Here is a 25,729-nt window from a genome sequence, read left to right as displayed (position 1 = left end):
CTCAAACGGCTATCTACAAGAAAGCATAAACCCGCAATCTGCGGGTTTTTGTTCGTTCAGGATAATCCAGTACAGCACTACAGCGGTGACTCCACCACAACAAACTTGCGTTCGGCCCTAAGTGGTGCAAACCAAGTATTCTTGTATTTGAAATAGCTCTGTCCGTTGACGACCACAGTTTCTTTAGTGTGAGGCAAGGAGTCTACGATTTCACCGAGTTTGTAAGGGCTTGGCTCTGGTTTCGGCGCTGGTGGTTTTTGATGCACTCTTGCGGTGTTTGATCTTATTGATGGTGCGACGGTTTGTTTCGACGCCGAAGCATCATTTACCGCCGAAGAAGTCCCTATACGGTCATCACGTAAAATGGTGTAGTTACCGCTTGGTGGATAACGAACATACACATAGCGGACACCATCACGACGGTAATAGGAATCATGAACGATGGCATAGGTGACGCCAGCGAAAACGGCGAAGGTCGCAATGCCCACTAAATCACTGTGGTAATAATAGTAACGCCCGCGATAAGGCGGATACCAGTACCCTGGACTCACATAGATGAATGACGAATGATAACGCGGAGGTCTCACGCTATACGGCGGTCGATGATAGTAGGGTGGTCGGTAATAGGGCGGACGATAATATGGCCGATGGTGATAGTAGGGCGGCTTGATTGGCCTATAAGGGCGATTGACGGAATGTAAATCGTTTTTATCTCCCGGTTGGGTGATCGGTTTTACGGCTGGCTTCATTTGTTGTTGCGCAGACACGACTGTAGGCGCACACAGCCAGAGAATAGCGGTTGTTATGACCCAGATGCTTCTCATAGTGCCTTCCTCCACCGTTTGGAGTCTCGAAGCGGTAATAAGTAAGTTCAGCTCACCATAACGTTGTTTGAGATGGGAGTCTAGGTCACGATTTTATGTTTTTTTGAGGCTTTTGCCTTCGTTGGTTTTCTGCTCTAGCACCAAGAATATGAGTTTTGTCAGCATGGATTGCGCCTCTGGTGATAGCAGTCTTGCTGCTGAAGCAACATCATTTGCGGAGATATTCCCGACGCCTCTGGCATCAAGGGCAATATCTAAATCGGTCAGGTTGAGAGCACGTAATATGGAACGATATTGCGAAAGCTTTAAATCCGACTCGCCTCTCTCAATTCTTTGATAAGTCTTTTCGCTCATCCCTGCGACTTTAGCCATTTGCTCGCGTGAGACGCCTTTCATTTTGCGTCGCTTTATAAGGACTTCAATTAATGGGTCTACTTGCATTGGCACTCCTTAGAGGACAGTTTTGTCCTTAACCACGCAATAACCGGACCAGTTTAGCCACCTCGTATTTACCCAAATTGATATAGCGATAAGAATGACGTTCCACAAAAAATTTACGTAATTTCAGTTAGTTTCAGAAAATGGAAAAATATCAGATTTATAAATCAATTTCTGGCGAGGTAGATATTCGCAAAATGCAACGCGTTTTAGAACAACTGCTTGCTGAAATTCGTAATCGCAGTCGCGATATTCGGCTGGACGTCACTTGGTTAACTCGTGAATCACAGAAACGATTAATGAAGTACAAAGAGCTGTTTTTACATCGAGGTTATATTGATCAAGCAGAGTTGGATCAAACCTATGAGAACCTAAGTTCGATGGAGCGTTTAGTTTCAGACATGGGCATAGCGGCATTAACTTACATCATCGACGCACTAGACAAAGAGCTATGATGCTTTGAAACATGGGCTTATTGAAGCAAACCTTACTGAAACAAACGTTGAACAAAATTACAGACGAACGAAATCCCGCAATATCAATTGCGCTAAATCCAAGTGCTAGAAATCAATGAAAGGAAGGATTCAAATGCTGGGGAACCACACCCAGCATTCGGAACACTCATTTACCTAAGTTTTCGAACCGTAAATCAGTGTTTAGAGGTATGTGAACCGAAACGTGTCGGTACGGAGCGAATAATAACGATATTGATGAATCTAGGCTATGCTCCAGGTTTCTAACACCTTTCGATAGAGTGTACATTTTCATGTACACCTCAAAAAACTGAGCACCAAAGCTCACTTCTTATACTTTATAACAACAAAAGGCTAAATAATCGGCTGTTTTGCAACATATCTGTTGCATTAGCTTACTTTTGTTAAAATATATGGCTATAAGAAAGAGCTTTTGCTTTTCAATCGTCCTATTTATGCCTTACAATCCCTTCGAACCAAATCCATTCAGCAGAGAATGGGATTGACGAAAAAGGATGCGCTGATTTTGCTTCGAACCCAAAATGAGACGTTCCGTTAATCGAACTCTGCCCGGAAATGATTCCCTACATCCTTAAAATGCTCAGACAGGATAGATCCATCTTGAGCTTAGGCTTCATGCATCCTGAATTGCGGTATCACACCGAATTCATTGGCAGCAAGGTAGGGCATTTCCGTTGATCGTGCTTCGAACCAAAAGCACGATAAGTCACAACAAAACGGATTAAATTTTAGAGGTATTAACCGTGAACCTAAAACTTGTCGGCAGTTCCCTGATCGTTGCAGGCACTGCTCTTGGCGCTGGTATGCTTGCTATACCAATGGTGCTTGCTCAATTCGGCCTCCTGTGGGGCACTCTTCTTATGCTGTTCATCTGGGCGGGTACCACTTATGCTGCACTGCTTTTATTGGAAGCAAGCTGCAAAGTAGGTGGTGGCGTCAGCATGAACGCAATCGCTCGTGAAACTCTCGGTAAAGGCGGTCAGCTTGTTACTAACGGTTTGTTGTACGCACTGCTTGTTTGTCTTCTGATGGCTTATATCATTGGCGCTGGCGACTTGGTACAAAAAGTGACCTCATCAGTTGGCCTACCACTTTCTACCATTTCTAGCCAAGTTGGCTTTACCGTTTTGGTTGGTCTTATCGTATCTGCGGGTACCGGTGTGGTTGATAAACTAAACCGTGGCTTATTCATCGGTATGATTGTCGCACTTGTTCTGACGTTATTCTCTCTTGCGCCAAATGTCTCGTTTGAAGGCCTAAGTGAAGTCGTGAACGCAGACAAAATGGCACTGATCAAACAAAGCTCAGTTCTGTTCACAAGCTTTGGCTTTATGGTGGTGATCCCTTCTTTGGTAACTTACAACAAAGAAGCGAGTAAGAACCAACTGCGCAATATGATTATCGTTGGCTCGACCATTCCTCTTGTTTGCTACCTACTGTGGCTTTTCGCGGTAGTAGGTAACCTGCCACCGCACGAGCTTATTCAGTTCTCAAACGTGTCTGAGTTGATCTCTGTTCTTGGTCAGCAGTACTCCGGCCTTGAGTTCATTCTGTCTATGTTTACTGGCTTAGCACTTCTGACATCTTTCTTGGGTGTGGCAATGGCGTTGTACGATCAAAACGCGGATCTTCTGAAAGCAAGTAAGCCTGTTGTATTCGTGGCAACGTTTATTCTGCCGTTACTTGGCGCGGTGTTTGCTCCAGAACACTTCCTAGCTATTCTTAGCTACGCTGGCATCATCCTTGTGTTCCTAGCGGTATTCGTTCCGCTATCGATGACAATGAAAGTGCGTCGCGTGCCAGTGGAAGACAACAACGTGTACGAAGCTGGTGGTGGCGCAATGGGCATGAGCATGATCTTCCTATTCGGTTGCTTCTTGCTGTTTGCTCAAGCGGTGTAAACCGTCTCGACCAATACACAATCACTGACTTGTAGAAAGCCGCTTGTCCTAAACTGGACAAGCGGTTTTTTTGTGCCGAATTGTTAGCACTGTATCAGCGGTGTGTATGGTCTGACTATGGCCTGATAAACCTTGATGATATTTTACTTGGCGGTGAAACAGCCTCGCGAGCATCTGACATGGCTAGCGAGTTCTCTCTTTATGATAAGCAATAAGTTATAGAGTAAAGGGGAACCGAGTGTCGAAGCGATTTTCTTTAACGATCGTTGGGATGATGTTTTCTTTGGGGATGTTTAGCGCTGAAGTCGCTGCACATCCAAAACATCACCACAAACACGGACATCATCACGGGCATCACCACCATCATCACAAACACAAGCATAAACACAAAAAGGTGGTGGTGGTTAAGCACAAGCGGCCAAAACATCATTACTACCATTACAAACACATTCCACCACGCGGTACCTACATTCAGATAGGTAATTTTACTTACCTAAAAGTGGATGACTTCTACTATAAGCGTTCGAAAGATCGTTACATACACGTGGCTTTGTAAACAAAAAACAGCGAGCACTTTGGCTCGCTGTTTTGCTTGTTGTTTGATGAAGTTTGTTCTGGGTTAAAAAGGAGAAGTTAAACCGTAAAGCGGTTTAGGATCTCATCTTGCTTACGAACGTCTTCATGCTGTGCTTGCATTGCATCGTTGGTGCGGTTCGCTGAATCAGCAACTTGGGTCGACAGGTCTTTAATGTTAACCGTGTTGTTGTTGATTTCTTCTGCTACTAAGCTTTGTTCTTCTGCTGCCGACGCAATTTGCAGGTTCATATCAGAGATACGTTGAATCGCATCGCGGATACGTTGTAGAGCGTCATTGGCGTGTTCTGCTTTCTCTACCGCTTCGACTGCACTGCCTTTGCTCTGGTGCATAGCACTTGCAACAGAGGAAGCGCCAGATTGAAGCTGCTCAATCATGCTACGGATTTCTGTAGTAGATTCTTGAGTACGTTGCGCCAGTGTACGAACTTCATCCGCTACAACGGCAAAGCCACGACCAGATTCTCCCGCACGGGCAGCCTCGATTGCTGCGTTCAGTGCCAGTAGGTTAGTTTGGTCTGCGATATCGTTGATCACTTTTAGGATCGTCTCGATATTTGCTGTTGCTGACTCAAGGCCTTGTACTTCCTCTACCGCTTGATCGATGCTGTCTGACAGTAGGTTAATCGTCTCAGTCGACTCATTCACGATAGAAGAACCTTGCACTGTCGCTTCGTCCGCTTCTTTCGCTGCACTTGCTGCGCCTTGTGCGTTGTTGGCAACCTCTGTTGCCGTTACCGACATCTCGTGCATTGCTGTCGCCAACTGTTCAAGCTCTTGCAGCTGAGTTTGAATTGCAGAAGCAGAATCACGAGCGCCTTCAGCGGTAATTTGCGTACCACTTAGGATCTGATCAGAAATGCTCTTCGATTCGATGATTTGGTGCTGCAAGTTCTCCATAAAGGTGTTGAAACCTTTTGCTAGTTCAGAGAATTCTTGATCGGTATTGGTATCCAAACGCTGCGTCAAATCGCCTTTGCCTGATGCTACAGCTTGGATTGCGGTGTTTAGCTCATCAAGAGGGCGCATCAAGGTACGGATAAGGATAGTCAGTGCGATGATAGAGGCAATCACAGCAATCAATGAGTAGATGATTGCGCTATTACGCAGTGTGTCGATCGCTGAGTAAGCAATGCTCTCATCAACAACTGCACCTACATACCAGTTTTCACTTGGGATGTGGGTTAGGCTGACCATGAATTTGTCGCCGTTCATCTCGATGTGCTGAGCTCCTGATGCTAGCTCTACTTGTGGTAGGTAGCTTGAGAGCTTCTCGCCGTTGTATTTGGCTTCTGGGTGCGCGATCGTCGTGCCATCTGCCGTTACTAGGAAAAGATAACCCGCATCAAATAGGTTTACTTGGTTAACCAAGTCAGAAAGGGTGGTTAGCTCCATATCGTAAAACATGGCTGCTAAAAACTGGCCAGCTTCGCGCACTGGAGTACCGATAGAGATGATCACTTTCTTAGAAGAAACATCCACGTAAGGATCGGTGACAACAAGCTTGTTTTCTGCTTTTGCTGATACAAACCAAGGGCGAACACGAGGATCGTAATCAGGGCCCGCTTCCCAACCATCATCGTTTTCAATCACGAATCCGTTGCTGTCGTAAGCATAACCAATGGCCAAGAAGCTTGATTTTGGCATTGGCTTTTCTAGCACTTCTTTCACGTAATCGTGGTCGCTTGGGTTAATTTCAAGAATCTCAGTCATGGATTGAGCGAGTTCTTTCTTAGCGTTCATTTCCGATTCTACCGTGTTCCCCACACTGGATAGGATCTCACTCACGCTGGTATCGATGTTTTCTTCGATCTGTGAACGGATGGTCATAACTTGTTGTGTCGACAGCAACGCCACAGTCACAAGCAATAAAATAGAAGAGGCGGTGACAACCTTATGTCTAAATTTCATATTTTTTCCTCTCGAGTCTCCCGGCTGGTTTACTCTGCTTGTACCTCTTATTTTGTTGGGTACATTCGGCAGAAGTGAACACACTATTGTGTTTGTTATTTTTGTTATCGACAGATTAATCAGAAACCTGAAGGTTAATTTCGACTTTCGTTATCAAAATGCGAACAAAAGGCGAGTTGTTTTATAAAGTTGTGAGATTGATCTGATTTGTTGAACTTCGTCATCAAACTGTTAAAAACATAAGAATAGTATCATTGAGCCTTATATAAACAAGTCTGAGTTGTCGCTTTTCTTCAATTTAAACTAATGAATTTAAAGTTATATTTATAAGTTATGCGTTAAAAGTAAGGCTATTAGAAAGCTGAATAGATAACGAGAGGTGTGATAAAAATGGCGTGAAATGTAACAGAAAGTCTTTAGATACAAAAAAGGCCCCGACAGAGCGGAGCCTTCTAAAATTGATCGATTTTAGAAAATCAAATGAGCTACACCAGCAATAACTGGAAGCGTAATCAGCGTACGTAGAATGAAGATAACGAACAGCTCTACGATGTTAACTGGAATCTTACTACCAAGAAGCAGTGCGCCCACTTCTGACATGTAAATTAGCTGTGTTACAGACATTGCTGCAATCACAAAGCGAGTCATTTCGTTATCGATAGAAGCCGCTAGGATTGCTGGGATGAACATATCAGCAAAGCCCACAACGATAGTTTGAGACGCTGCAGCAGCTTCAGGGATTTGTAGCAATTCTAGGTAAGGGATAAATGGTTGACCTAGGATTTCGAATACTGAGGTGTATTCTGCAATCACTAGTGCCACTGTACCCAAGCCCATAACGACAGGTAGTACACCAAACACCATGTCGATAGCGTTATGTACGCCTTCTTTAAATACTGACTGTACAGAAGTTACTTGGCCAGCGCGTTTTAGAGCAAGGTCCATACCCCATGAGAAAGTCGTGTGACCTGCAGGTACTGCGTCTGCATCTTTCTTAGGTGCGCTGCCATCGATGTAGCGGTCTTTCTTCAGGCTTAGCGGTGGTAAGCGAGGAATAATGATCGCCGCAACAATACCCGCTAGACAGATAGCGCCGTAGAAAGGTAGGAATAGGTGTTCTAATTGAACTTGTGCGATGACAACTAAGCTAAAGGTAATAGATACAGCAGAGAAAGTTGTACCGACGACAGCCGCTTCACGTTGAGTGTAGAAGTTATTTTCGTACTGCTTGCTGGTAAGCAGAATACCCACGCTGCCATCACCTAACCAAGAAGCCATACAGTCGATCGCACTACGACCTGGTAGGTTAAATACCGGGCGCATCACCTTACTTAGCAGCGCACCAAACAATTCTAGTAGACCGAAGTTAAGCAGTAGCGGCAGCAATAGACCAGCAAAAATGAATACCGCAAACAGCGTTGGTAGAAGACCAGTAAGCACTAGGCCACCAGTGTTTTCTTCCCAAATGGCTTTTGGACCAACTTGGAAGAAAGTCATCAGTACTGCAGCACCACCGATTAAGCGAACCATAAGCCACAATGGTGATGGATTAAATAGGCCGTTCAGGAAACCGTTACGCAGAATTGCTGCTGGCTTAAAAATTTTGCAAAGAACAGAAGCAACGGCCATGAAAGCAATAATAGCGGTAACGATAGCAATTAAAGTATCGCCAAGAACTGCAGGAATGACTTTTGCCATAACCGCAACAGGAATGGTCAGGTCACCATCGTAAGAGATAGGTGCCATGAAGAGTAGAAGACCAATCAGGGATGGGATGAAGAACATCCAAAAGTTGCCCTTAGGCGCTTCAGCAGCATTAGTGTTGTTATGCATTGTTTGTCTCGTGTTACTACTAGTCAATACTCGCCATATTCCATGACATAAATATTCACTAAACATCCGTATTTAATCACAGTGTGCGGAGATTACCCGCAAACTGCATCCTTTGCAATACTATTCATTAAATACATCTAGTTATTCAGCTGTTTTTTCGGTTAATTGAATCAAAACTAGAATCTTGTATATGAAATTGTTGCTCGTGTTAGAAAATTGTAGCACGCAGGCCTCTCTGAGCATCCTGTTAAGCGACACAGTGTGACCAAAGCAATAAAAAGCCTAGCAAATGTGATTCGGATCTCAAGCTAAAAGCGGGCTTTTCTGCCAGTAGTTCCACTGTTTATAGGGGAATAAAGAACAAAAAGCTAAATCAGCCCATTTGATGGCGTTCGTTTAATGGATATGAAGAGTGAAGAAAGCGAAGAGAGTGACGGCTTAAGTAAAATGCTTAAACCGTCAGATAAAAGCTAGACTGGTTGATGGCGGCTCTGTAGGTAGAGGTAGCCCCAGTATGCGATAGCGATAACGAAAGCGAGAAGCGCAGGGAAGGCTAACGCATACAGTTCAAAAACGTTAAACAAACCAGCACCAACCGAACCACCGAGTAAGAAGCCAAAGAAAATGAAGATAAACAGTTTGGCTTTACGTCGGTCGAATTGGCGTCCACGTAAGCTTTCTCCAATCATGATACCTAGGTCGGTAATGATGCCGGTCATGTGTGTCGTCCTTACAACGGCACCGCTGAAGGTGGTGATCATCGCATTCTGCAAACCACAGGCTGCAGAAGCAAGGTACTGACCATACACGTTACCTTGTACTAAAAAGCCCAAGCTCAAAAGTAGTAAGCTACCTTCGATACATAGTGCCACACCATAGCGGCGGCCGAGCTTTAGAGCGCTACTTTCGATAAAGAATCCGCTAAACGCAGAGCCAATCAAAAAGCTGAATACAATAAAAAGCAGGTGGATGGTTGAGTCCACACCTGTTAGTAAGCTATTCCCTAGCTGAGTTACGGTTCCGGAAAGATGCGTTATCGCTTGATGTTGAAAGCCGAGAAGACCTACGGCATTGACGCAGCCTGCTAGGAGAGCAAGCAGAAAGGCGCCATATTCCACCCAACGAGGAAGTCTGGAAATCACAATAAAACCTCACCAAATGTTAGGAGCAGATTATAACGCTCGTGGCGCGGAACGAAAGTCTTTCTCCCAGTACTCGGTTGATCATTCTCAATAAAATCTCAACTTTTGTTGAATGATGTTCTCAAACTTTGAGCAGGAGAGACATGTCGCATGTTTGTATTCTGAATATGGCGTTGTCACTCAACCTGCGTGTTCCATCGTACAATCAAAGCTTACCCAGCCATGCTTCCTTTGTTCATAGATAGAAACCGTGGGTTCTGGAAACTCTTTGTTATTAAACAGTCCCATTGGAATGATTGCGTAATCGGGAGCGTCCGATAGCTGTAAGCGCATGGTTGTGCCGCATGCCGGGCAGAAGTCATATTGAACGTGATTACCTGAATCAGCAATACGAGTGTAACTGGTGATGTCACCATCTAGGATGACTTGGTTTTTGTTAAATCGAGCTTGAACGCCGAATACGCTTCCGGTTCGCTTTTGGCATTCAAAACAGTGGCAAATGGAGGTGCGAATGGGCTCCGCCGTGCAACGCAGTTGGACCAAGCCACAGGCACATTCACATGTGTGGGTGATTTTTGTCATCGTTATTACCTATTGGTTGCCCAACAAATAGTTTAGTTTAATTTTGAAACACTTGAGTCAAAATGAGCGGTCAGGTGTTGAGGTCTTGGTCGGTGAATTGGTATATACTCCGAACATAGACAAGAGAACAAGAACACAAGGAAGTCTTCATGGCTCGTAAGAGAATCCTACCCATCCCCCTCATTCTTTTGATCCCAATCGTTCTATTAGTGGTGGTGATCATCGCGGGCATTTACCGTTTTAGCCTTTCTGACGATGAGATCATGGCGAAATTTCCTCAAGTGCAAGCACAATCAAATCCAATCGTAGCGGAAGTACTAGGTATTCAGTCACGCAACCCGTGGACGGTTCAGGTTCCTGAGCAGAGTGCTGTTACGTTTCTTGAACAATGGGATAAAGAGCACGGCTTCTTGAAAGGTCACTACGATGCAGGTGCTACCAAAGGTGAAGTTCTGGTTCCAATCGAGTTTATCGCTCAACGTGATATCAATGAAACCCCATGGATTTTGGCTCCGGTTATCGTAACTACACAGGGCTCAGGCGCGTTTTACTATATCGGTTTGTTTAAATTTGATGCGGTTCCAAGCCGAGTTGTTTTATTGAACAGTGTTTTCATCGGTGACCGAATTAAACTGTCTTCTTTGAAGTGGGAAAGTGACACGCAAATTTCGCTGTCTTATCTTCAACATGGCGAAAATCAAGCGATGGCAGAACAACCAAATCAATTGAATTCGACGACACTTAAGCGTGTAGGCAATAACCTACATATGCAACAGTAATGAATTTTTTTGTCTTCTGTAAAAAATAAGTGTTTTCTGCGCTAGATCTCGTAATTTACTAGTGATTTCTTATGCGGGAATGCATAAGCTATGAGCCTTGTTATAAAGGAGATAGTAATTCCCGTGTCTACAAATGAAATTACAACAAGACGGTTGCCGAATCTGACAAGTCGTAAAGCGCTACTGTTGTACTCCTTGCCAGTATTAGTTGCGATTGGTGTTTCCAACTCTCTCAAAGAGTCTTCCCTTACTAAAACCATCGCATTGAACCTGCCTGAAACGCAGGTTGTCGAAAATATTCTTGATGCGACAACAGCAGAAGTTGTCACTCCACCAAATTTTGAATACCAAATCCAAGCAGGTGATAACCTGAGTACCATTTTCAGCCAACTAGGCTTAGGCTACAGCTCGTTGATGAAAGTGATGGAAACGGATTTGAACTTCCTTGCTCTTGATACCTTGAAACCTGGTAACACACTGCGTTTTTGGCGCAATGAATCTACGGGCGAACTTGAAAAGATGGAACTGCAATTCTCTATTGCAGATAAAGTGGTTTACCATCGTAACGACGATGGCAGCTACGATTTCTCAGACATCTCAATTCCAGGTGTTTGGAAGCAAGAGCCTTTGGTCGGTGTTATTCGAGGTAGCTTCTCGTCATCCGCAAATCGTTTGGGCTTGAGCTCAGCAGAAATCAGCCAAGTGGTTAACTTACTTAAAGAGCAAGTGAACTTCGGCAAAGATTTACGCGCTGGTGACCGATTTGAAGTGGTTCGCCGCTCTCAAAGTATTGATGGTGTGCCAACTGGCAAGAACGAAATAGAAGCAATCAAAATTTATAACCGTGGTCGTGAAGTCACCGCTTACCTTCACACTGACGGTCAATTCTACAATGCGAAAGGTGAGAGCCTTCAGCGTGCTTTCCAACGTTACCCTGTTAGCCGAGGCTGGCGCATCAGTTCTGGATTCAACCCTAAACGTCTTCACCCTGTAACGGGCCGTGTAGCACCACATAACGGCACAGACTGGGCGGTACCGACAGGAACACCTGTAGAGGCAACGGGTGATGGTACCGTGATCATGACTCGCAAACACCCGTACGCAGGTAACTATGTGGTGATTGAGCATGGTAGTAAGTACAAAACTCGTTACTTACACTTAAGTAAGATCTTAGTGAAGAAAGGACAGAAGGTCTCTCGTGGTCAACGCATTGGCTTGTCAGGTAAAACTGGTCGTGTAACTGGTCCGCACCTTCACTACGAGTTGATCGAATACGGCCGTCCGGTGAACGCAATGCGCGCGAAGATCCCAATGGCAAGCTCAGTGCCTAAGAAAGAAATGGCGAGTTTCATTGCGAACCGTAACGAAATGGACAAGCTGTTAAAAGATAAAGAAAAAGCCGTTCTATAAAATACGAAAAAGACCAAACACTGTTTGGTCTTTTTTTATGCGCTCTTCATTTGTTTTTCATTAATGATGCCAACCAGCTCATTGACGCTATGAGGTCTTGAATAGAAATAGCCTTGTATGTGATGGCAGCCCATTTCGATTAGCTTTTGCAAAGCTCTATCGTCCTCGACCCCCTCTGCGATTAAATCGACTTCTAGCAGTTGCGCGAGTTGAGCGATAAGCAGCACAACTTGCTCTGAAGTTTTATTCGCGAGCATGTTGCGCACAAAAGTGGCGTCGATTTTAATGCTGTCAATTGGGTAGTTGTGAATGTAGTTCAAACTAGAGTAACCCGTACCGAAATCATCGAGTGCGACTTTGAACCCGAGATAGCGGAGTGAATTCAGAACCATCTGTTCGCGCCCGCTTTGTGACAACAATACGGTTTCGGTGAGCTCGATAACAAAGTCTGTTGCTTGGTGATCGTATTTCTCTAGTGTACGAGTTAAGAAGTTCATATAACGGTTAGAGTCGACCAGTTCATGTGCTGAGCAGTTAATTGACAGTTTGACGTTATAGCCCAACTGTCGCTCTAGCGCTTGTTTTGCACGACACGCTAGCTCAACAATGCGTTCACCCAACTCAATGATCAATCCAGATTGCTCTGCGGCTTCAATAAATTCAACAGGTGAAATGTTTCCGTATACGTTGCTATTCCAACGAGCCAATATTTCAAAGTAATCCCAGCGGTCGCTGGTAATATCGACTATGGGTTGTACCACGACGTACAGTTCTTCGTTCTCATCAATACTTAAGCGAAGTTGCTCTCGTAGTGCCTCAATCAGCTGCGTTTGGCGGTGGTATAGCGCACTTAAGTGCGTGTCATAATGCTGAATGCGTGTGTCACGGTGTTTTTTGCAATCCTTAAGAGCCAAACTTGCATTTAGTATCAAGTCATCGCTATTGAGCATATGAACTGGGGCTCGCGCGATACCAATGCTAACGGTAAACGAAATACGGTTGGACTTGTCTGAGTACCCAGCTTCGATTTTATCCAGAATTTCCTGACATACCGCGACAGGGTCTTCGTCATAAGTAATAAAGGCGAACTCGTCCCCTGCGACACGAAAGGCGTTATTTGGTGATGTTAAGCTTTGTTGAATGGCATCCGCGGTAAACTTGATGATTTGGTCACCAATGTAGTTACCGTTGATGTCGTTAATCGATTTGAAATTATCAATATCTAGATATGCGAGGCTAAAAGGACGAGTAGCCTGCTGTGTTAAGGTTTCTAACGTATCAGCTAAACAACTGCGATTGAGCAGACCGGTTAGATTGTCATGAGAAACTTCATAACTGAGTTGGTTGAGAAGTTTGTCAGAGCGTTCGCTGATCCATTTCTCTCGCAAACTATGAATGATGACGTTGGCGTAGAAACGGTGATGGAAGATAATCTCTTCGGCTTCAATTTCACTGATGGAGTGGGTAAATGTTGAGACTAAGATTCCCAGTACTTCTCCTGTATGTGTTTTTAAAGGGAGCCCAATATAAGCTTGAATGCCGAGGTCTTGAAACATTTGGTCTTCAGGAAAGAGCTTGTAAACTTCATCTTGATAGAAGATGAGTTCACCAATGTCTTGTGCGACTTGCTCACAAGGTGTGCCTGCTAAGCCATAGCACATACTGTCTGCAATGGTTCCGCCGCTAGAGTTAGAAAGCGTCACCGCACAATGTTGTAGGTGGGCTATCTCAACTACGCAAGTACAGTAGCTTTGAAATTGCTGATGAAGCTCAAGTGTTACTCTGTCGAGTAATGCGCTGCCATTGAGTTTCAGAATTTCATCAAGTAACTGGATACTTTTTTGTTCATGAGCCATCAAATACTTTACCCGACGTTGTGTTCATCCGAACCGTGTTATTGTGAATCTCTTACACGATCTTTTTTCATTTAATAGATATGCATCACGTTAACTATTGTTTACTTCGTGTGATTTTTCAAACTCTAGATGAGCTTTGAGGACGATTTTCAACCATAGGGTGAGAGGGCACAAAGGGGCTTTCTCATTAAAGTGGCAGCTTTGTGGATTGTGACTAGTTACTCTCTAGTACTTATTGCACTAGAAAGTCTTTCGTTAGGCTCGCTTCTCTTCTTCTAATCGGCTCTTTAAGTAGTCGAGGAATAATTGGGTTCGAGTATGCTGATAGTCCAGCTTTGGATAGTAAGCATAGACAGTCGCCTCATCTGCTGTGATATCAGGAAGGATCGGAACTAAGGCGCCGGATTTCAGGTCTTCTTTGATCACGACGTTATTGGAAAGCAAGATTCCCATTCCGCGTTTTGCACCATGAAAGAGTGCTTCGGGGTTTGTTGTAGCAAAGTTGCCGGACAAACTGATGCGTTTACCTCGGTTGGTTTTTATTTCTCTTATTGGATTTTCGCCCCATATCAGAACGTTATGTTGTGATAACTCTTCAACGGTTTGTGGAGCACCATGTTTTTCAAGGTAGCTTGGAGCGGCATAAAACTGAGCTTTGTGTTCGAACAATGGGCTGGCTTTAAAGCTCAGTGAGTTGAGTTGTTCCAATTCTCTGCTGATGAACAAATCCAAACTGAGCTCAGGAATTTGACCAGGTAGGGTCGTGATCAGCTGGAGTTTGATGTCTGGGTATTTTTCCAGAAAGTCATCGAGGTAATGTACTAAGAACTTAGAACCAACCGCCAATGTCGCCCCAATTTTGAGTAACCCCGCTGGAGATTGGTTTACGGAACGAGTTTCGTCCAAGACAGATTGCCAAGAGTCGAGTTGCACTTTGGCTCGCTCGTAAAAGAGTGCACCAGCTTCCGTTTGGCTGATAGAGCGAGTAGTTCGCTTGAGAAGCTGAACACCAATCTTATCTTCCAACCATTGGATACGCTTGCTGATGGCCGAGCTGGTGGTATTGAGCTTTCGCGCCGCGGCGTTGAAGCTACCTTCTTCGACGACTCGTATGTAACTGTTAACACTCTGAATCCAGTCCATCTTATTCCATCCTCAGGGGAAATAATCCCTTTCCATTTTGGCTTATTATCATCTTTGAGTAACAAATATACACTGTCTGTCGTAAAACTGTCATGTTGTAAGGAGGATATATTGCGTAAAACACCATTATTGTTGGCGATGATGATCATCGCGACCGGTCAAGTGGGCGTCAGTATTTATCTCCCTTCTTTGCCTCTGATCGGTCATGATCTTGCTTTGCCACAACACACGGTTCAAAACCTCGTGACTCTGTTTCTTGTTGGTTTTGGCGTCTCACAGCTGTTTTATGGACCTCTGTCGGATGCCATTGGCCGAAGACCTGTGTTTCTGCTGGGACAGAGTGTCTATTTGGTTGGTACGGTTATCTGTATTGGGTTTGCTGATCATATTGTTGCCCTTGAAGCGGGGCGTCTCCTACAGGGGCTCGGTGCGGGTAGCGCTTCTGTACTTGGACGCTCGGTATTGCGAGATAGCTATGACGGAGCACAACTTACCAAAGCCTTGTCTTATATCTCGGTGACAGCTTCTGTGATGCCGATTGTGGCGCCTTTGTTTGGTGGATGGATTGCTTATCACATCAGCTGGCATGCGGTTTTCGTGTTCGTTCTCATTTATCTTGCGGCGATTTTTACCCTTGGTTTTGTCGTTTTGCATGAAACACTGCCATATCCAAAGCGTCGTTTCGAACCAAAGCGGGTGTTACTGAATTACTTTGAGTTGTTGACCAATAAGCAAGTCATTGGCAGTGCAAGCTATAACTGGCTTAGCTACTTATCCGCATTGGTGACCCTGTCTCTCTACCCGTTCCTCATGCAGCAAGAACTTGGGCTGACTGCGGCAGATTACGGAACCTTGATGATCGTGCCTTCGGCTGGGCTGTTGATGGGGAGTTTGGTCCTTAACTTCATTAATGCTCGATATAAAGAGCAGCAAATATTATTCATCAGCTTTGTTATTGTGGCGTGCTCAGGGGCAATGCTCCTCATACTGCCGTTCACGGTGGCGTCATTATTGGTTGCGTTTACCTGCTTGAGTTTCGCGCAAGGGATGTCTTTTCCTGTTTCTATCAGTCTGTTGTTGTCGCCGCACAAGCAGCAAGCGGGTGCCGTATCGGCTTTATCAGGTTCGATTCAAATGTGTTTAGCTGGCTTATTTGGCGGCTACTTAGTCGAAAGCTGGGTAACAAGCCAACATCAATTGGGGTTCTTTTATATTTCGATTGCGGTGATCTCCTGCTTAGTTCTCGTGTTTGGGCAGTTCCGAACGCCTTCAGGAGGTCTAGTGCAGCCAGAACGAACATAGTTGAATCTGGTTGCAAGGGCAGAAGCTCCTCTCTAAAATGCGCCAACTATTGTGTCGTTATCTACACTTGGCTAGTAAAGTGGCATATCGGCAACACCCGTTAATTGTTAGGTGAAATCATGCAACAAAACGAATTCGAAGCACTACTGAAAGAAATTGGTCAGAAAGAAAACCTACCTCAAGCGCTAGAGCTACTAAAAGCATCAGAGGAAGAGGAAGTTGCACTAGCAGCTGAATCACTCACAGGTCAATTCGGTCTTGCTGAAGTCGAAGGTGAAAAACGTATTTATCACATCACTGTCCAAGCGGACGAGTCTGGTGAAGAGAAAGAGTTTGTCGAACACGTTATGAACGAAGGCGATCACTTGATCAAATTTGCGGCATGGTTCTTCGAGACTTTCTTTGAAATTAAGCCAAAAGATACTTACAAAGCGGCGGGTAAAACATACCAACAGCCTAAGCGTTAATTACGAATCTGATTCGCTAGGATAAAAAATACTGTAAGTAAATTACGAAATAAATGTGATCCATGTCTTGTTTTGTGGTTTTTATGGTGTAAAATTACAACATAAGCCAGTCAATTACTTCTTAGGAGAAGGTCATGGGTTACGAACTTGGTGGTGTTTACTTTGGCCAAATGTTGGCGAAAGATGCGATGCACAAAGCGCTTTACGGTAAAGCGAAGAAGAAAAAGCCTTCTATGTTTGCTCGTATTATGAAAAAACTAGCGAATTAATAAGAAAAGCCCCGATATGCATCGGGGCTTTTTGCATTCTTGCGGTCGTCTTTTTCGTTTAGAAGAGCTAAGCCGTTTGGCTTGGGATTTCAACCACATTATCTGGCACGTTATCTAACCCTCTCTCTGCTAACCACTTTTCCAAGTTATCAGCGCCTCCTATGTATTGACCATCCAGCCATATCTGAGGAACGGTCACCGGTGTTTTTTCACCGATAATGGCTTTCACTTCAGGGATCATTCGATAAAGTGCTGCGCTGTCTTTTACTACGTCGTGGTATTTGTACTTAATACCCGCGTCGTCAAGCAGCTTCTTGGCTTTTACACAGTAGGGGCAAGTTGCCTTACCATAAACGATGTTGCCTTTCAGTTGATCTCGTTTGGTCCACTCTGCAATGACAGATTGAACGAGCACGCCTCGATTTAGCGCTTCCCCTTGGCTGACAACTTTACCTTCAACAACTAGGATAGGGGCGTGCCAAGCTCCAAGCTTTAGTGGCTCCCACCAGTGAGACAACCAATCTTTCACTTCTAGCTCGACTGGCACATCCGCGAGCTCATTTTCAAATGTGTCAGCGAGAATATCTTTGGTTAATGTGCATTCGCCACATGGGATGTTGACTTTAAATGGTCCCCAGCTGCCTGCCCAACGATACAATGTAATTTTGATTGGCTGTGTCATAAGATGCTCCTCATTTCCTTTCCTGAAAATATAGAACCCAAAACCCCAACATTTCTTTCAAATTACTTTCTTTTTTTGGCTTCCCAATGAGTAATGAAAGCAATTGAGCCGATAATGATTGCTGCACCAAGCCATAGTCGACCTGGTGGCACCCAGCTAAATACTAACCAGCCAGCAAAGACGTTAAGTGGTAACTTTGCATGGTCGAAGGGTTGCACAAATGATGCATCTGCTACCGAGTACGCTTTTACAACGGCCCATTGAGCGAGGGCTGTCAGTACCCCAGCTGCGACCAGGATTCCCCAAATATTCCAACCCTGAGGCATAACAAAGGTTGGTGCGGCCAGCAAAATATTAAATGGGGTGATCAGTAGAAGCAGGTACACCACCATGGTTGACGGTGGATCATTGACGGAAAGCTTCTTAACCATAATGGCGTAAGCAGCCCAAAAGAATGCTGCCCCAACTGGTAAAAGAGTGGCCCAAGTAAACGAGTCTGACCATGGCTCCAAGATGATCATTGCGCCAATAAAACCAGTTAGTGTCGCCACCCAACGGGCTGCCCCCACTTTTTCTTTGAGAATAATACCGGATCCGATTGTTGCGAATAAAGGAGAGGTCATTAACAGCGCGATACCTTGCCAAATTGGCACTGGGTAAGCGAGCGCCCACAACCAGAGTTGGATACCGATAACCGCCAAGAAGATTCGCAATGCGTGCCACCCAAAGTGGTTAGTACGTAGAGACTGACGAATTCCTAATGTTCGTAGATACGGCAAGATAGCAAAGAAAGCTATTGCGTATTGAAACAGTGCAAATGTTGTGGATGACACACCAAAGTGAATGCTTGCGACTTGAGCAAAACTATTGACGATGGTGAATGCCAAACCTGCGGTAAGCATCCAAGATGCGCCTTTAATAGGGTTATGATTCAATTGGATATTTCCGATTTTTAACAATGGCCAGAATCATACGTTCTATTTATGGGGGAGCCAATAAAAAAATGCCTCCCAGAGGGAGGCGACATTACCAATTCAAAGGACGTGCCTACCGAAGTAGGTACAAAGAACGAGAAGCACAAACGCTGCCATGCATTTGCTCGAACTAAGTATTGCAGCTAGTGTGCCAACTTTTAATTTATTGATTTTAAAGGTAGTGAGGCGTCTGGCCTTGGGTAAGCTAGATAAAATGCACTAACTTCGGGATTTGGTGCATTAAAGAGGGCAGTTCCTCTGCAATGAATACGATCAAAAAGGCCGACACAATAGTGCCGGCCGAAAGACTCGCTATTAGGACAAGTTTTTATTAGAAGTCGTAACGTACGCCTAGACGCAGTGTGTCTTCACCTTCTGTTACTTTACCTTCTGCATTCTTTTCTTCATCCAGTTGGTTCATGTAGTAAGAAAGGTAAGTACGGAAGTTGCTGTTCAGCTTGTAATAACCCACTAGCTCAAAGCCATCAACAGCGTCGTATTTCGCCCCGCCATTTGGATCATTTTCTTGGAAAGTGTAAAGACCAGCAACTGTGAACTTGCTTGCTAGTTTGTAGCTTGCCACCAGCTCGTAAGCAGTAAAGTCTTCTGAGTCATCCAGAGAGCCTTGTGAGTAGGTGCCTGCTAGATATAGGTTCTCAAGAGAGTAGGCGATACCGCCTAGAATTTGATCTTCTGAGTTATCTTTATCTACATCGCCACCAGAGTAAGCAAGGCCTAGGTCTAGACCCATTGGCAGAGAGTAAAGGCCAGAGATGCCGTATTTGTCTTGGCTGTCACCAGAGTTTGCTTGGTAAGTTGCTTGAACTTGCAGAGCGTCAAATTCACCGCGGTAAGCAAAAACACTGTCTTGCTTGTCAGAAGATGAATCAATGACTTGCTGAACACCTGAGAACTCAGTGATATCCGTCATGTCTGAAATGATTACCGCAGCCATGTCTTGGCGGCCAACTGAGAAGTCGCCTGCATCAGCACTTACACCTGCGTACATGTAACGGTTTTTGAATTCGCTTTTACCTGTTTTTTGTTCTGCTTCGTAAACACCGAAAGCTGAAAGGCCGTTGCCGATATCTGTTTTACCTTTTAGGTTTAGACGTGCACGTGACTTGTCTTCCATAGTACCGTCAACTTCAGCGCCGTCTGAACCGATGAAGTCACCACGAAATTCAACACGACCACCAACTTTTAATTCAGTGCCGTCGTCTTTGTAAACTGTTGCTGCGAAAGATGGTGATGATACCAATGCTGTTAGAACTGCAGTAGTGAGTGCTGCCTTTTTCATTTTCTTATTACCCTAGTTGTAATCGATGAGCTTACTTGCTCGATTTGTGTCGATGACGCTTAAGGTAAACCGCGAAAATGAAAGATAGATTTCTGTTAAGTTATGATTTAATTGCATTTTTATTTCAAATGCATGACTACTCTCATATTCATGAAAGTGAAAGGAAGGGGGTTTTTATCTTTTTTGATGTTTCTGTCTCATCTAGTTGACACTGTGTTTTTAAAAAAGTTCCTAATCATATTTCTTTATCCGAAATGTAACGTTTTACTTCTTGAATATTTTTCTATCCCCATAATTAACAATAGCTTAAGGTTTTGCGCATCCTTAGTGTGTAACAAAATGTTTCGTTTTTTAGGTATTGTTTTCCGAATTTGTTTATTGATTTGAGCTAAACGTTTGCCATTTTTCTTTTTTCTTACATCTTTTCACTCTGCTCTGGGGAACTTCTGAAATACATTGATTGGTAGTTGTTAAGCAAAAGTGACGCGACATTGGTGGAAGAGATGCCCCAGCCCACTTTTGTATAAGACTGACTTATAAACTAATGAATAAATACATGGATTTTATAATGAACAAAAAATTCCTAGCAGCAGCGATCGCAGCAGCAACATTCGGTACACAAGCAGTAGCAGTGGAGCTTTACAACAACGACGGCACTACTTTCTCTATCGGTGGTCACGTTTCAGTTAACCTAAACGGTTCTGAGCAAGGTGATACAGATGTTGGCACTAACTCTCCACGTATCAACTTCACAGCAACTCAAGATCTAGGCAACGGCTTCACAGCTGACGCTCGTGGTGAGTGGTCTCTTAACTACCTAGACGGTGGCGACAACTCTTTCACTACTCGTCTTGGCTACCTAGGCCTAACTCACGACGTATACGGTCGTGCAGTTGGTGGTACTCAATGGGCACCTTACTACGACGTAGCTGGTGTTGCTGATATGCCAATCGCGTTTGCGAACGACTTTATCTACGATGACCATGGTGCTCTAGGTACTGGTCGTGCGGACAAGATGCTTTCTTACCGCAACGCAATCGAGCTAGGTGAAGCGGGTGCAATCAACTTCGGTCTAGGTTGGCAAGGTGCTAAAGAAGATGGCGCTGAATACGATGACCGTATGCAAGTTGCACTTTCTTACGCAATCATGGGCGCGAAAATTGGCTACACTTACAACGGTGGTGATATCCAACAAGCTAACTTTGTAGGCAAGCAATCTGCTGAATCTCACCTAGTATCTGCATCTTACGGTTCATACGGTCAAGGCCTATACGTAGCAGCAGTTTACGGTTCAAACGAGAACATGAACTTCAATGGCAGCCAACGTCTAGTTGAAAGCGATGCGTACGAAGCGCTTCTAGCATACGCTCTACCAAGCAGCCTAAACCTAAGCATCAACTACGAGATGGTTGAAGGCAAAGCGTTCAACAACTCTAAGACTGAAACTGCACGTGAAGAAATGGCTGTTCAAGCTGAATACAACTTCACTTCTAAGTTTGTTGGTTACGCTGGTTACCAGTTCGACCTAAACGATGCTAACGATCGTAAAACAGATGACAAATGGGCACTTGGTGCTCGTTACTACCTATAATAGTAACCTGTCCTAGTTACTATGAAAGCCAGCTTCGTGCTGGCTTTTTTCGTTTTAACCGTTTAAAGCATCTCGAGAGTTAATGGTCTGTTTGCTCACTCAAAACGGGCTGAAGGTCTTGTTTTTAACATTCTGAATCCAGAACTAGTGTCTACAACTCAAACGGTTAGACTATGATATGGGTTTTGTTTTGCAGGGAAGAGCAATGAGCGTCGTTCAGGTTGAAGAGAAGAAAGTCAAAGTTGGTAAAGTTCTTTGTGTAGGGCGTAACTACGTAGAGCATATTCAAGAGCTTAATAATGCCATGCCAGAGCAAATGGTTGTTTTCAATAAACCTGCGACTTCCGTTTCAACCAAACTCACCTCATTTCATCAAGAGCCTTTGCATTACGAAGCAGAGATCTGCTTTGTGATCAAAAATGGTCAATACAGTGCGGTAGGGCTCGGCTTAGATCTGACCAAACGTGGCTTACAATCGACCCTAAAAGAAAAAGGACTACCTTGGGAGCGCGCCAAAGCATTTGATGGATCAGCGGTATTCAGTCGTTTCCATTCTCTTCAAGGTGTCGATATTGACGATCTCAACTTAGAGCTTTTGATTAACTGTGTTCATGTTCAAAAAGGGCACGTTAAACAGATGCTTTACCCACCTATGAATATTCTCGATGAACTGAAAAGTTATACAACGCTAGAAGATGGCGATGTTGTGATGACAGGCACACCAAAGGGCGTGGGAGAAGTGCATCAAGGCGATGTCTTCCTTGGGCGTTTGAAGTGTGGAGACATCACCTTATTAGAGATTGAATGGTTAGCGGCTTAGTCGCGAACTTACAACCAAATTCGAAGCAGTAAAAACGCTACCATACTTACAATGGTGGTGAGCAATACATTCTTAGTGAGGTATGCAATCACAGCAGCTAATAAAGCAGCCAATAGAAATGGATTTTGCCACGTGACGCTAAGTTCACCCTCTGGCATAAACACAATTGGAGCCCAGATTGCAGTGAGCACGGCAGGGCTTGCGTAGCTCAAGACTTTCTGAGTTCTTACTCCCAACCTAAGCGGCAGTTTCGGTTCTAAGAACAGATAACGGCTGGTGAATACCAACGCTGTCATGGCTAAGATAGACAAAAAAATCATTGGCGTTTCTCCTGCGTGCTTTCAAGGTTTAGTGTCTTCGTCGTAAATTGTTCCACAAAATAGCCCGTCAACATGGCGAGAATACTGGCTATCATTAAGCCTCCTTCCACTTGGTAATAGTTCAGGGTCACAGAGCTAACTAATGCCACCAACACACTGCATAACACGGGAATACTTTTTATCGTTGGGACCACAATCGCGATGAAGGTGGCAGCAACGGCAAATTCCAATCGAGCTCATTTAATTCAGGTATCAAACTGCCTGCGACGATGCCAGTAAGCGTTGCGAAGTTCCAAAACAGATAGAAGCTTAACCCAGCGCCAAGGGCGTACCATCGATCGAATTGCTTATCGGATTGGTGCCCAGCAATGGCAAACAGCTCATCGGTAAGTAAGAACCCTAACGAAAGTCGCCACTTTAGAGGCAGAGGTGATATTTTACTGCGCATCGAAACACCGTAGAGAAAGTGGCGACAGGTAATGAAATACGTGGCGAGCAGCATGCTGGTTAGGCCAGCGCCTGCTTTAATCATGCCCATCGCGACAAGTTGCACTGAGCCAGCAAACAGAATGGCGGAGAGCGCCTGGCCTTCCAAAGGGTGTAAGCCAGTATCGATGGCAAATGACCCTGCGAGTAACCCCCAAGGCAATACGGCGATGCTCAATGGCATCATTGCGAGCGTACCTTGTAAAAAGAGTGAAGACTTTGAGTCTTGATGAGTAGGCAAAATAGTATCCATAACTTCAACTTGAATAGAAAAACATACTGTTAAGGTAGGCTGACCTCAGCATGTTGCCTTGTACAATATTGCTAACAATGCTTGATGTACTGCCCAGGTGTTACGCCCATGGCTTTTTTAAAGTGACGATGCAAATGGCTCTGATCATGAAAGCCACATTCTTGAGCAACATCAGAAATCTTTTGCCCCAGTTTGAGCAGTTTTTTCGCCATTCTCAGTCTTTGTTGAATCTGAAATGCGTGCGGCGGAAAGCCGAACTGTTTTTGAAACTCACGCAACAAATGGAAAGGGCTCAATCCTGCCAGCTTTGCTAGCTCTTCCAAAGAAACATCGGTTTGAGGAAAGTCTTCAAGAAACTCTTTGACCAGATGCACCTGCCTTTGTGCTTTGGTCACGTCTTGAAGCGGGGCTCGATGTGTACTGTGTTTGCTTGCTAGTTTGATCAGTGTGCCGTAGACAAGCGTTTCTCGCAGTAAGCGGTTATCTGACTTCTCCAGCGTATCGAACACCAACCGTAATTGGTTAGCGAGTTCCGGATCGTAAACGACGGGCTGCGGGAAGTAGGGCAAAGCGACATTGGATGCACCAAGTTCCTCCCCGAGCGTTTGAAACTGCTCTGGCACGGGGTACATGGCTTTATATTCCCAGCCTCCTTCTGATGCTGAGTGACCATTATGTACCTCGTCGGCGTTGACAAGAATGATGCTGTCTTGCGGCGCAATATGGTTGCCGCCAGTACGAAAGAATTGTTGTGCGCCTTTTTCAATCACACCAATGGTATAGCCCTCATGACTATGGCGAGAGAAGTTTTGCTTTTCATATTTAGCCTCGAGCAGCTCTAACCCCCCCAGCTCTTGGGCAATTTTAAACGTCGCAACTTCCTTATTCTTTTCTTTCATCTCTTTCTGTTTTGCCAAGTGTCGCCCAGTGGCTTTGGAGTCTACCGGATCCATCCTGCTTATTTTTGTACAAAATTGCTATCGGTATTAAAAATAAACACCAAAAAGGTTAATTGTTTTTAAATTGAGCATTAAACATTTTGTATTTTCTGAATTTTACTTATTGGGAAGACATTTGGTCTGGTTGTTATCTATTCATTGGTATAAGATCCGCCGCCTGTTTTTGAAAGCCAGTTCCACCATGATCGATTTATCTGTACTCCCTGTTTATCTCACCGCCGTTGTTGCACTTCTCTTGTTACCTGGACCTGACATGTTGCTGATTGCCAGCTCTAGCATGAGCTATGGTAAGAAAGTCGGTTTGTTTGCGAGCTTGGGCAATGCGACGTCGGGTGTGATTTTGACCCTATTGGCAGCAATGGGTGTCTCGACCTTGATTGCGATGAGCCCAATCGCGTTAAAAGTGCTTCATCTACTGGGTGGTGCGTACTTACTAAAAATGGGCTGGGACTGTTTAAGAGCGGATGTTTCTGCTGCACCAGAGCTTGATCAGAAAAACAAAATGGCATCGACTTACTATCAACGTGCTTTGATGAGTAACCTGTTGAACCCGAAGGCATTGGTGTTCTTCGTGATGTTTTTACCTCAGTTTGTCTCTAGCAACATTACTGCATCTTCGGGTGAGCAAATGCTTGCGCTTGGTTTGCTGTTAAACGTACTCGGTTTGCTATTCAACATCTTGTTGGTTGCTCTGGCGGGTACACTGGGTAAAGGGTTGTTGGAAAATGACAAATTCCGTATGTACCAAGGCAAACTGATGGGCTTGGTGTTCATTATCCTTGCGATATGGATGCTCAGTAGCTTTGCGATGTAAAGTGTAGGAACAATCAGATTTCTAAACAAAAGCCAGCACTCGCTGGCTTTTTGTTTTAGTATCATACCGATTTCCAAGGAGTGGCGGTATGAAACTTGAATTTAAACTCAATCCAGAACAAAACGATCTCGACTTTATCCGTGATGGCATCCGCGCTTATAACAACATGCACCTTCCGGATGGGGATGTAGACGCCATTGGCTGTTTTGCTCGGAATGACGAGGGCAAGATTGTTGGCGGGCTCACGGGTGAAATGTTCAATAACACTGTGTTCGTTGAATACCTTTGGGTTGATGCCGGGGCGCGCACGTCGGGGGTAGGAAGCAAGCTGATTGCTTTACTAGAAGAGCAAGTAAAGCAACACGGGGTGACGCATTTGTATCTCGATACTTATAGCTTCCAAGCGCTCGACTTTTACTTGAAACTGGGCTTTGAAAAGGTTGGTCAGTATTCGGGTTACCCTGCCGCGGGTATTGATAAACACTTCTTGCAAAAGCAGATTGTTTGATTCGTTTTGAATTAAAGAAAAAGAGGCGCTCGATGCGCCTCTTTTGCTATCTACTGTTGTCACAGAGTCTATGCTTC

Annotated in this window: 25 protein-coding genes and 1 pseudogene; 12 read left to right on the top strand and 14 right to left on the bottom strand. The window is 44.6% G+C overall.

Annotated elements, in window-relative coordinates:
* Positions 1–77: 77 nt before the first annotated feature.
* Both KHO06_RS23735 and KHO06_RS23730 read right to left on the bottom strand, forming a co-directional pair.
* A complete protein-coding gene (locus KHO06_RS23735) occupies positions 78–824 on the bottom strand; it encodes a hypothetical protein (protein WP_212582676.1) in 747 nt (248 codons plus the stop codon).
* A 93-nt stretch (positions 825–917) separates the two neighbouring features.
* The gene (locus KHO06_RS23730) at positions 918–1,265 is read right to left on the bottom strand and encodes a helix-turn-helix transcriptional regulator (protein ID WP_005425102.1); all 348 of its coding nucleotides are present in this window, start codon (positions 1,263–1,265) and stop codon (positions 918–920) included.
* A gap of 140 nt (positions 1,266–1,405) precedes the next feature.
* On the opposite strand from KHO06_RS23730, the gene KHO06_RS23725 reads away from it, so the two are divergent.
* From KHO06_RS23725 to KHO06_RS23715, 3 genes are all read left to right on the top strand, one after another.
* Positions 1,406–1,717, top strand: a complete 312-nt coding sequence (locus KHO06_RS23725) for a hypothetical protein (protein WP_045372548.1) — start codon at positions 1,406–1,408, stop codon at positions 1,715–1,717.
* A gap of 782 nt (positions 1,718–2,499) precedes the next feature.
* Positions 2,500–3,657 carry an aromatic amino acid transport family protein gene (locus KHO06_RS23720; protein ID WP_005425080.1) on the top strand — a complete coding sequence of 386 codons (1,158 nt, stop codon included), beginning with the start codon at positions 2,500–2,502 and terminating at the stop codon, positions 3,655–3,657.
* Between the two features lie 238 nt (positions 3,658–3,895).
* On the top strand, positions 3,896–4,213 hold the full coding sequence (locus KHO06_RS23715; RefSeq protein ID WP_080992272.1) for a hypothetical protein: 318 nt from the start codon (positions 3,896–3,898) through the stop codon (positions 4,211–4,213).
* 77 nt (positions 4,214–4,290) lie between these two features.
* Here the strand turns inward: KHO06_RS23715 and KHO06_RS23710 are convergent, their stop codons facing one another.
* The 4 genes from KHO06_RS23710 to KHO06_RS23695 form a co-directional block, all read right to left on the bottom strand.
* Complete coding sequence (locus tag KHO06_RS23710) at positions 4,291–6,162, bottom strand: methyl-accepting chemotaxis protein (RefSeq protein WP_045372555.1); 1,872 nt, start codon at positions 6,160–6,162, stop codon at positions 4,291–4,293.
* Between the two features lie 468 nt (positions 6,163–6,630).
* Positions 6,631–7,995, bottom strand: a complete 1,365-nt coding sequence (locus tag KHO06_RS23705) for a YjiH family protein (protein WP_005425140.1) — start codon at positions 7,993–7,995, stop codon at positions 6,631–6,633.
* Between the two features lie 470 nt (positions 7,996–8,465).
* Positions 8,466–9,137, bottom strand: coding sequence for a YoaK family protein (locus KHO06_RS23700; RefSeq protein ID WP_045398952.1), 672 nt, complete (start codon positions 9,135–9,137; stop codon positions 8,466–8,468).
* 180 nt (positions 9,138–9,317) lie between these two features.
* Positions 9,318–9,719, bottom strand: a complete 402-nt coding sequence (locus KHO06_RS23695; protein WP_050905791.1) for a GFA family protein — start codon at positions 9,717–9,719, stop codon at positions 9,318–9,320.
* 149 nt (positions 9,720–9,868) lie between these two features.
* On the opposite strand from KHO06_RS23695, the gene KHO06_RS23690 reads away from it, so the two are divergent.
* Both KHO06_RS23690 and KHO06_RS23685 read left to right on the top strand, forming a co-directional pair.
* Entirely contained in the window at positions 9,869–10,498 is a 630-nt protein-coding gene (locus KHO06_RS23690) for a hypothetical protein (protein WP_212582675.1), read from the top strand.
* 123 nt (positions 10,499–10,621) lie between these two features.
* Positions 10,622–11,908, top strand: coding sequence for a peptidoglycan DD-metalloendopeptidase family protein (locus tag KHO06_RS23685; RefSeq protein ID WP_045398947.1), 1,287 nt, complete (start codon positions 10,622–10,624; stop codon positions 11,906–11,908).
* Between the two features lie 35 nt (positions 11,909–11,943).
* Here the strand turns inward: KHO06_RS23685 and KHO06_RS23680 are convergent, their stop codons facing one another.
* Together KHO06_RS23680 and KHO06_RS23675 are read right to left on the bottom strand one after the other, a co-directional pair.
* Entirely contained in the window at positions 11,944–13,764 is a 1,821-nt protein-coding gene (locus KHO06_RS23680; protein ID WP_212582674.1) for a GGDEF domain-containing phosphodiesterase, read from the bottom strand.
* Positions 13,765–14,019: 255 nt separating this feature from the next.
* The gene (locus tag KHO06_RS23675) at positions 14,020–14,907 is read right to left on the bottom strand and encodes a LysR family transcriptional regulator (RefSeq protein WP_047476190.1); all 888 of its coding nucleotides are present in this window, start codon (positions 14,905–14,907) and stop codon (positions 14,020–14,022) included.
* 111 nt (positions 14,908–15,018) lie between these two features.
* Here KHO06_RS23675 and KHO06_RS23670 point away from each other — a divergent pair, with 111 nt between their 5' ends.
* The 3 genes from KHO06_RS23670 to KHO06_RS26780 all read left to right on the top strand — a co-directional run bounded on the left by KHO06_RS23670 (position 15,019) and on the right by KHO06_RS26780 (position 16,945).
* Positions 15,019–16,209 (top strand): multidrug effflux MFS transporter, encoded by a 1,191-nt coding sequence (locus KHO06_RS23670; protein ID WP_212582673.1) that lies wholly within the window; start codon positions 15,019–15,021, stop codon positions 16,207–16,209.
* Positions 16,210–16,328: 119 nt separating this feature from the next.
* Entirely contained in the window at positions 16,329–16,676 is a 348-nt protein-coding gene (locus KHO06_RS23665) for a hypothetical protein (protein WP_005426002.1), read from the top strand.
* Positions 16,677–16,810: 134 nt separating this feature from the next.
* Complete coding sequence (locus KHO06_RS26780; protein WP_005426014.1) at positions 16,811–16,945, top strand: hypothetical protein; 135 nt, start codon at positions 16,811–16,813, stop codon at positions 16,943–16,945.
* A 67-nt stretch (positions 16,946–17,012) separates the two neighbouring features.
* Here KHO06_RS26780 and KHO06_RS23660 read toward each other — a convergent pair whose 3' ends face one another.
* The 3 genes from KHO06_RS23660 to KHO06_RS23650 all read right to left on the bottom strand — a co-directional run bounded on the left by KHO06_RS23660 (position 17,013) and on the right by KHO06_RS23650 (position 19,901).
* On the bottom strand, positions 17,013–17,627 hold the full coding sequence (locus tag KHO06_RS23660; protein ID WP_212582672.1) for a glutaredoxin: 615 nt from the start codon (positions 17,625–17,627) through the stop codon (positions 17,013–17,015).
* A gap of 62 nt (positions 17,628–17,689) precedes the next feature.
* Positions 17,690–18,529: a DMT family transporter gene (locus KHO06_RS23655; RefSeq protein ID WP_010647169.1), complete on the bottom strand. Its 840-nt coding sequence runs from the start codon at positions 18,527–18,529 to the stop codon at positions 17,690–17,692.
* A gap of 403 nt (positions 18,530–18,932) precedes the next feature.
* The gene (locus KHO06_RS23650; RefSeq protein WP_212582671.1) at positions 18,933–19,901 is read right to left on the bottom strand and encodes a porin; all 969 of its coding nucleotides are present in this window, start codon (positions 19,899–19,901) and stop codon (positions 18,933–18,935) included.
* A 568-nt stretch (positions 19,902–20,469) separates the two neighbouring features.
* Here KHO06_RS23650 and KHO06_RS23645 point away from each other — a divergent pair.
* On the top strand, positions 20,470–21,492 hold the full coding sequence (locus tag KHO06_RS23645; RefSeq protein ID WP_045372575.1) for a porin: 1,023 nt from the start codon (positions 20,470–20,472) through the stop codon (positions 21,490–21,492).
* A gap of 205 nt (positions 21,493–21,697) precedes the next feature.
* A complete protein-coding gene (locus tag KHO06_RS23640; protein ID WP_045456738.1) occupies positions 21,698–22,312 on the top strand; it encodes a fumarylacetoacetate hydrolase family protein in 615 nt (204 codons plus the stop codon).
* A gap of 8 nt (positions 22,313–22,320) precedes the next feature.
* On the opposite strand, the gene KHO06_RS23635 is transcribed toward KHO06_RS23640, so the two are convergent.
* The 3 genes and pseudogenes from KHO06_RS23635 to KHO06_RS23625 all read right to left on the bottom strand — a co-directional run bounded on the left by KHO06_RS23635 (position 22,321) and on the right by KHO06_RS23625 (position 24,270).
* Positions 22,321–22,632 carry an AzlD domain-containing protein gene (locus tag KHO06_RS23635; RefSeq protein ID WP_045372582.1) on the bottom strand — a complete coding sequence of 104 codons (312 nt, stop codon included), beginning with the start codon at positions 22,630–22,632 and terminating at the stop codon, positions 22,321–22,323.
* A pseudogene (locus tag KHO06_RS23630) lies at positions 22,629–23,371 on the bottom strand (AzlC family ABC transporter permease). Before KHO06_RS23630 ends, KHO06_RS23635 begins: the two are co-directional and overlap by 4 nt.
* A 71-nt stretch (positions 23,372–23,442) precedes the next feature.
* Positions 23,443–24,270, bottom strand: a complete 828-nt coding sequence (locus KHO06_RS23625; RefSeq protein ID WP_045372588.1) for an AraC family transcriptional regulator — start codon at positions 24,268–24,270, stop codon at positions 23,443–23,445.
* Between the two features lie 241 nt (positions 24,271–24,511).
* Between KHO06_RS23625 and KHO06_RS23620 the strand changes: the two genes are divergently transcribed.
* A complete protein-coding gene (locus KHO06_RS23620; protein WP_038889655.1) occupies positions 24,512–25,144 on the top strand; it encodes a LysE family translocator in 633 nt (210 codons plus the stop codon).
* An 88-nt stretch (positions 25,145–25,232) separates the two neighbouring features.
* On the top strand, positions 25,233–25,652 hold the full coding sequence (locus tag KHO06_RS23615) for a GNAT family N-acetyltransferase (protein ID WP_212582670.1): 420 nt from the start codon (positions 25,233–25,235) through the stop codon (positions 25,650–25,652).
* Positions 25,653–25,729 lie beyond the last annotated feature (77 nt).

The sequence above is a fragment of the Vibrio sp. B1FIG11 genome (assembly GCF_905175335.1).
GTDB classification, from domain to species: domain Bacteria; phylum Pseudomonadota; class Gammaproteobacteria; order Enterobacterales; family Vibrionaceae; genus Vibrio; species Vibrio campbellii.
Note: the sequence above shows the minus strand (reverse complement) of the source record. Positions and strands in the feature narration are given on the sequence as shown.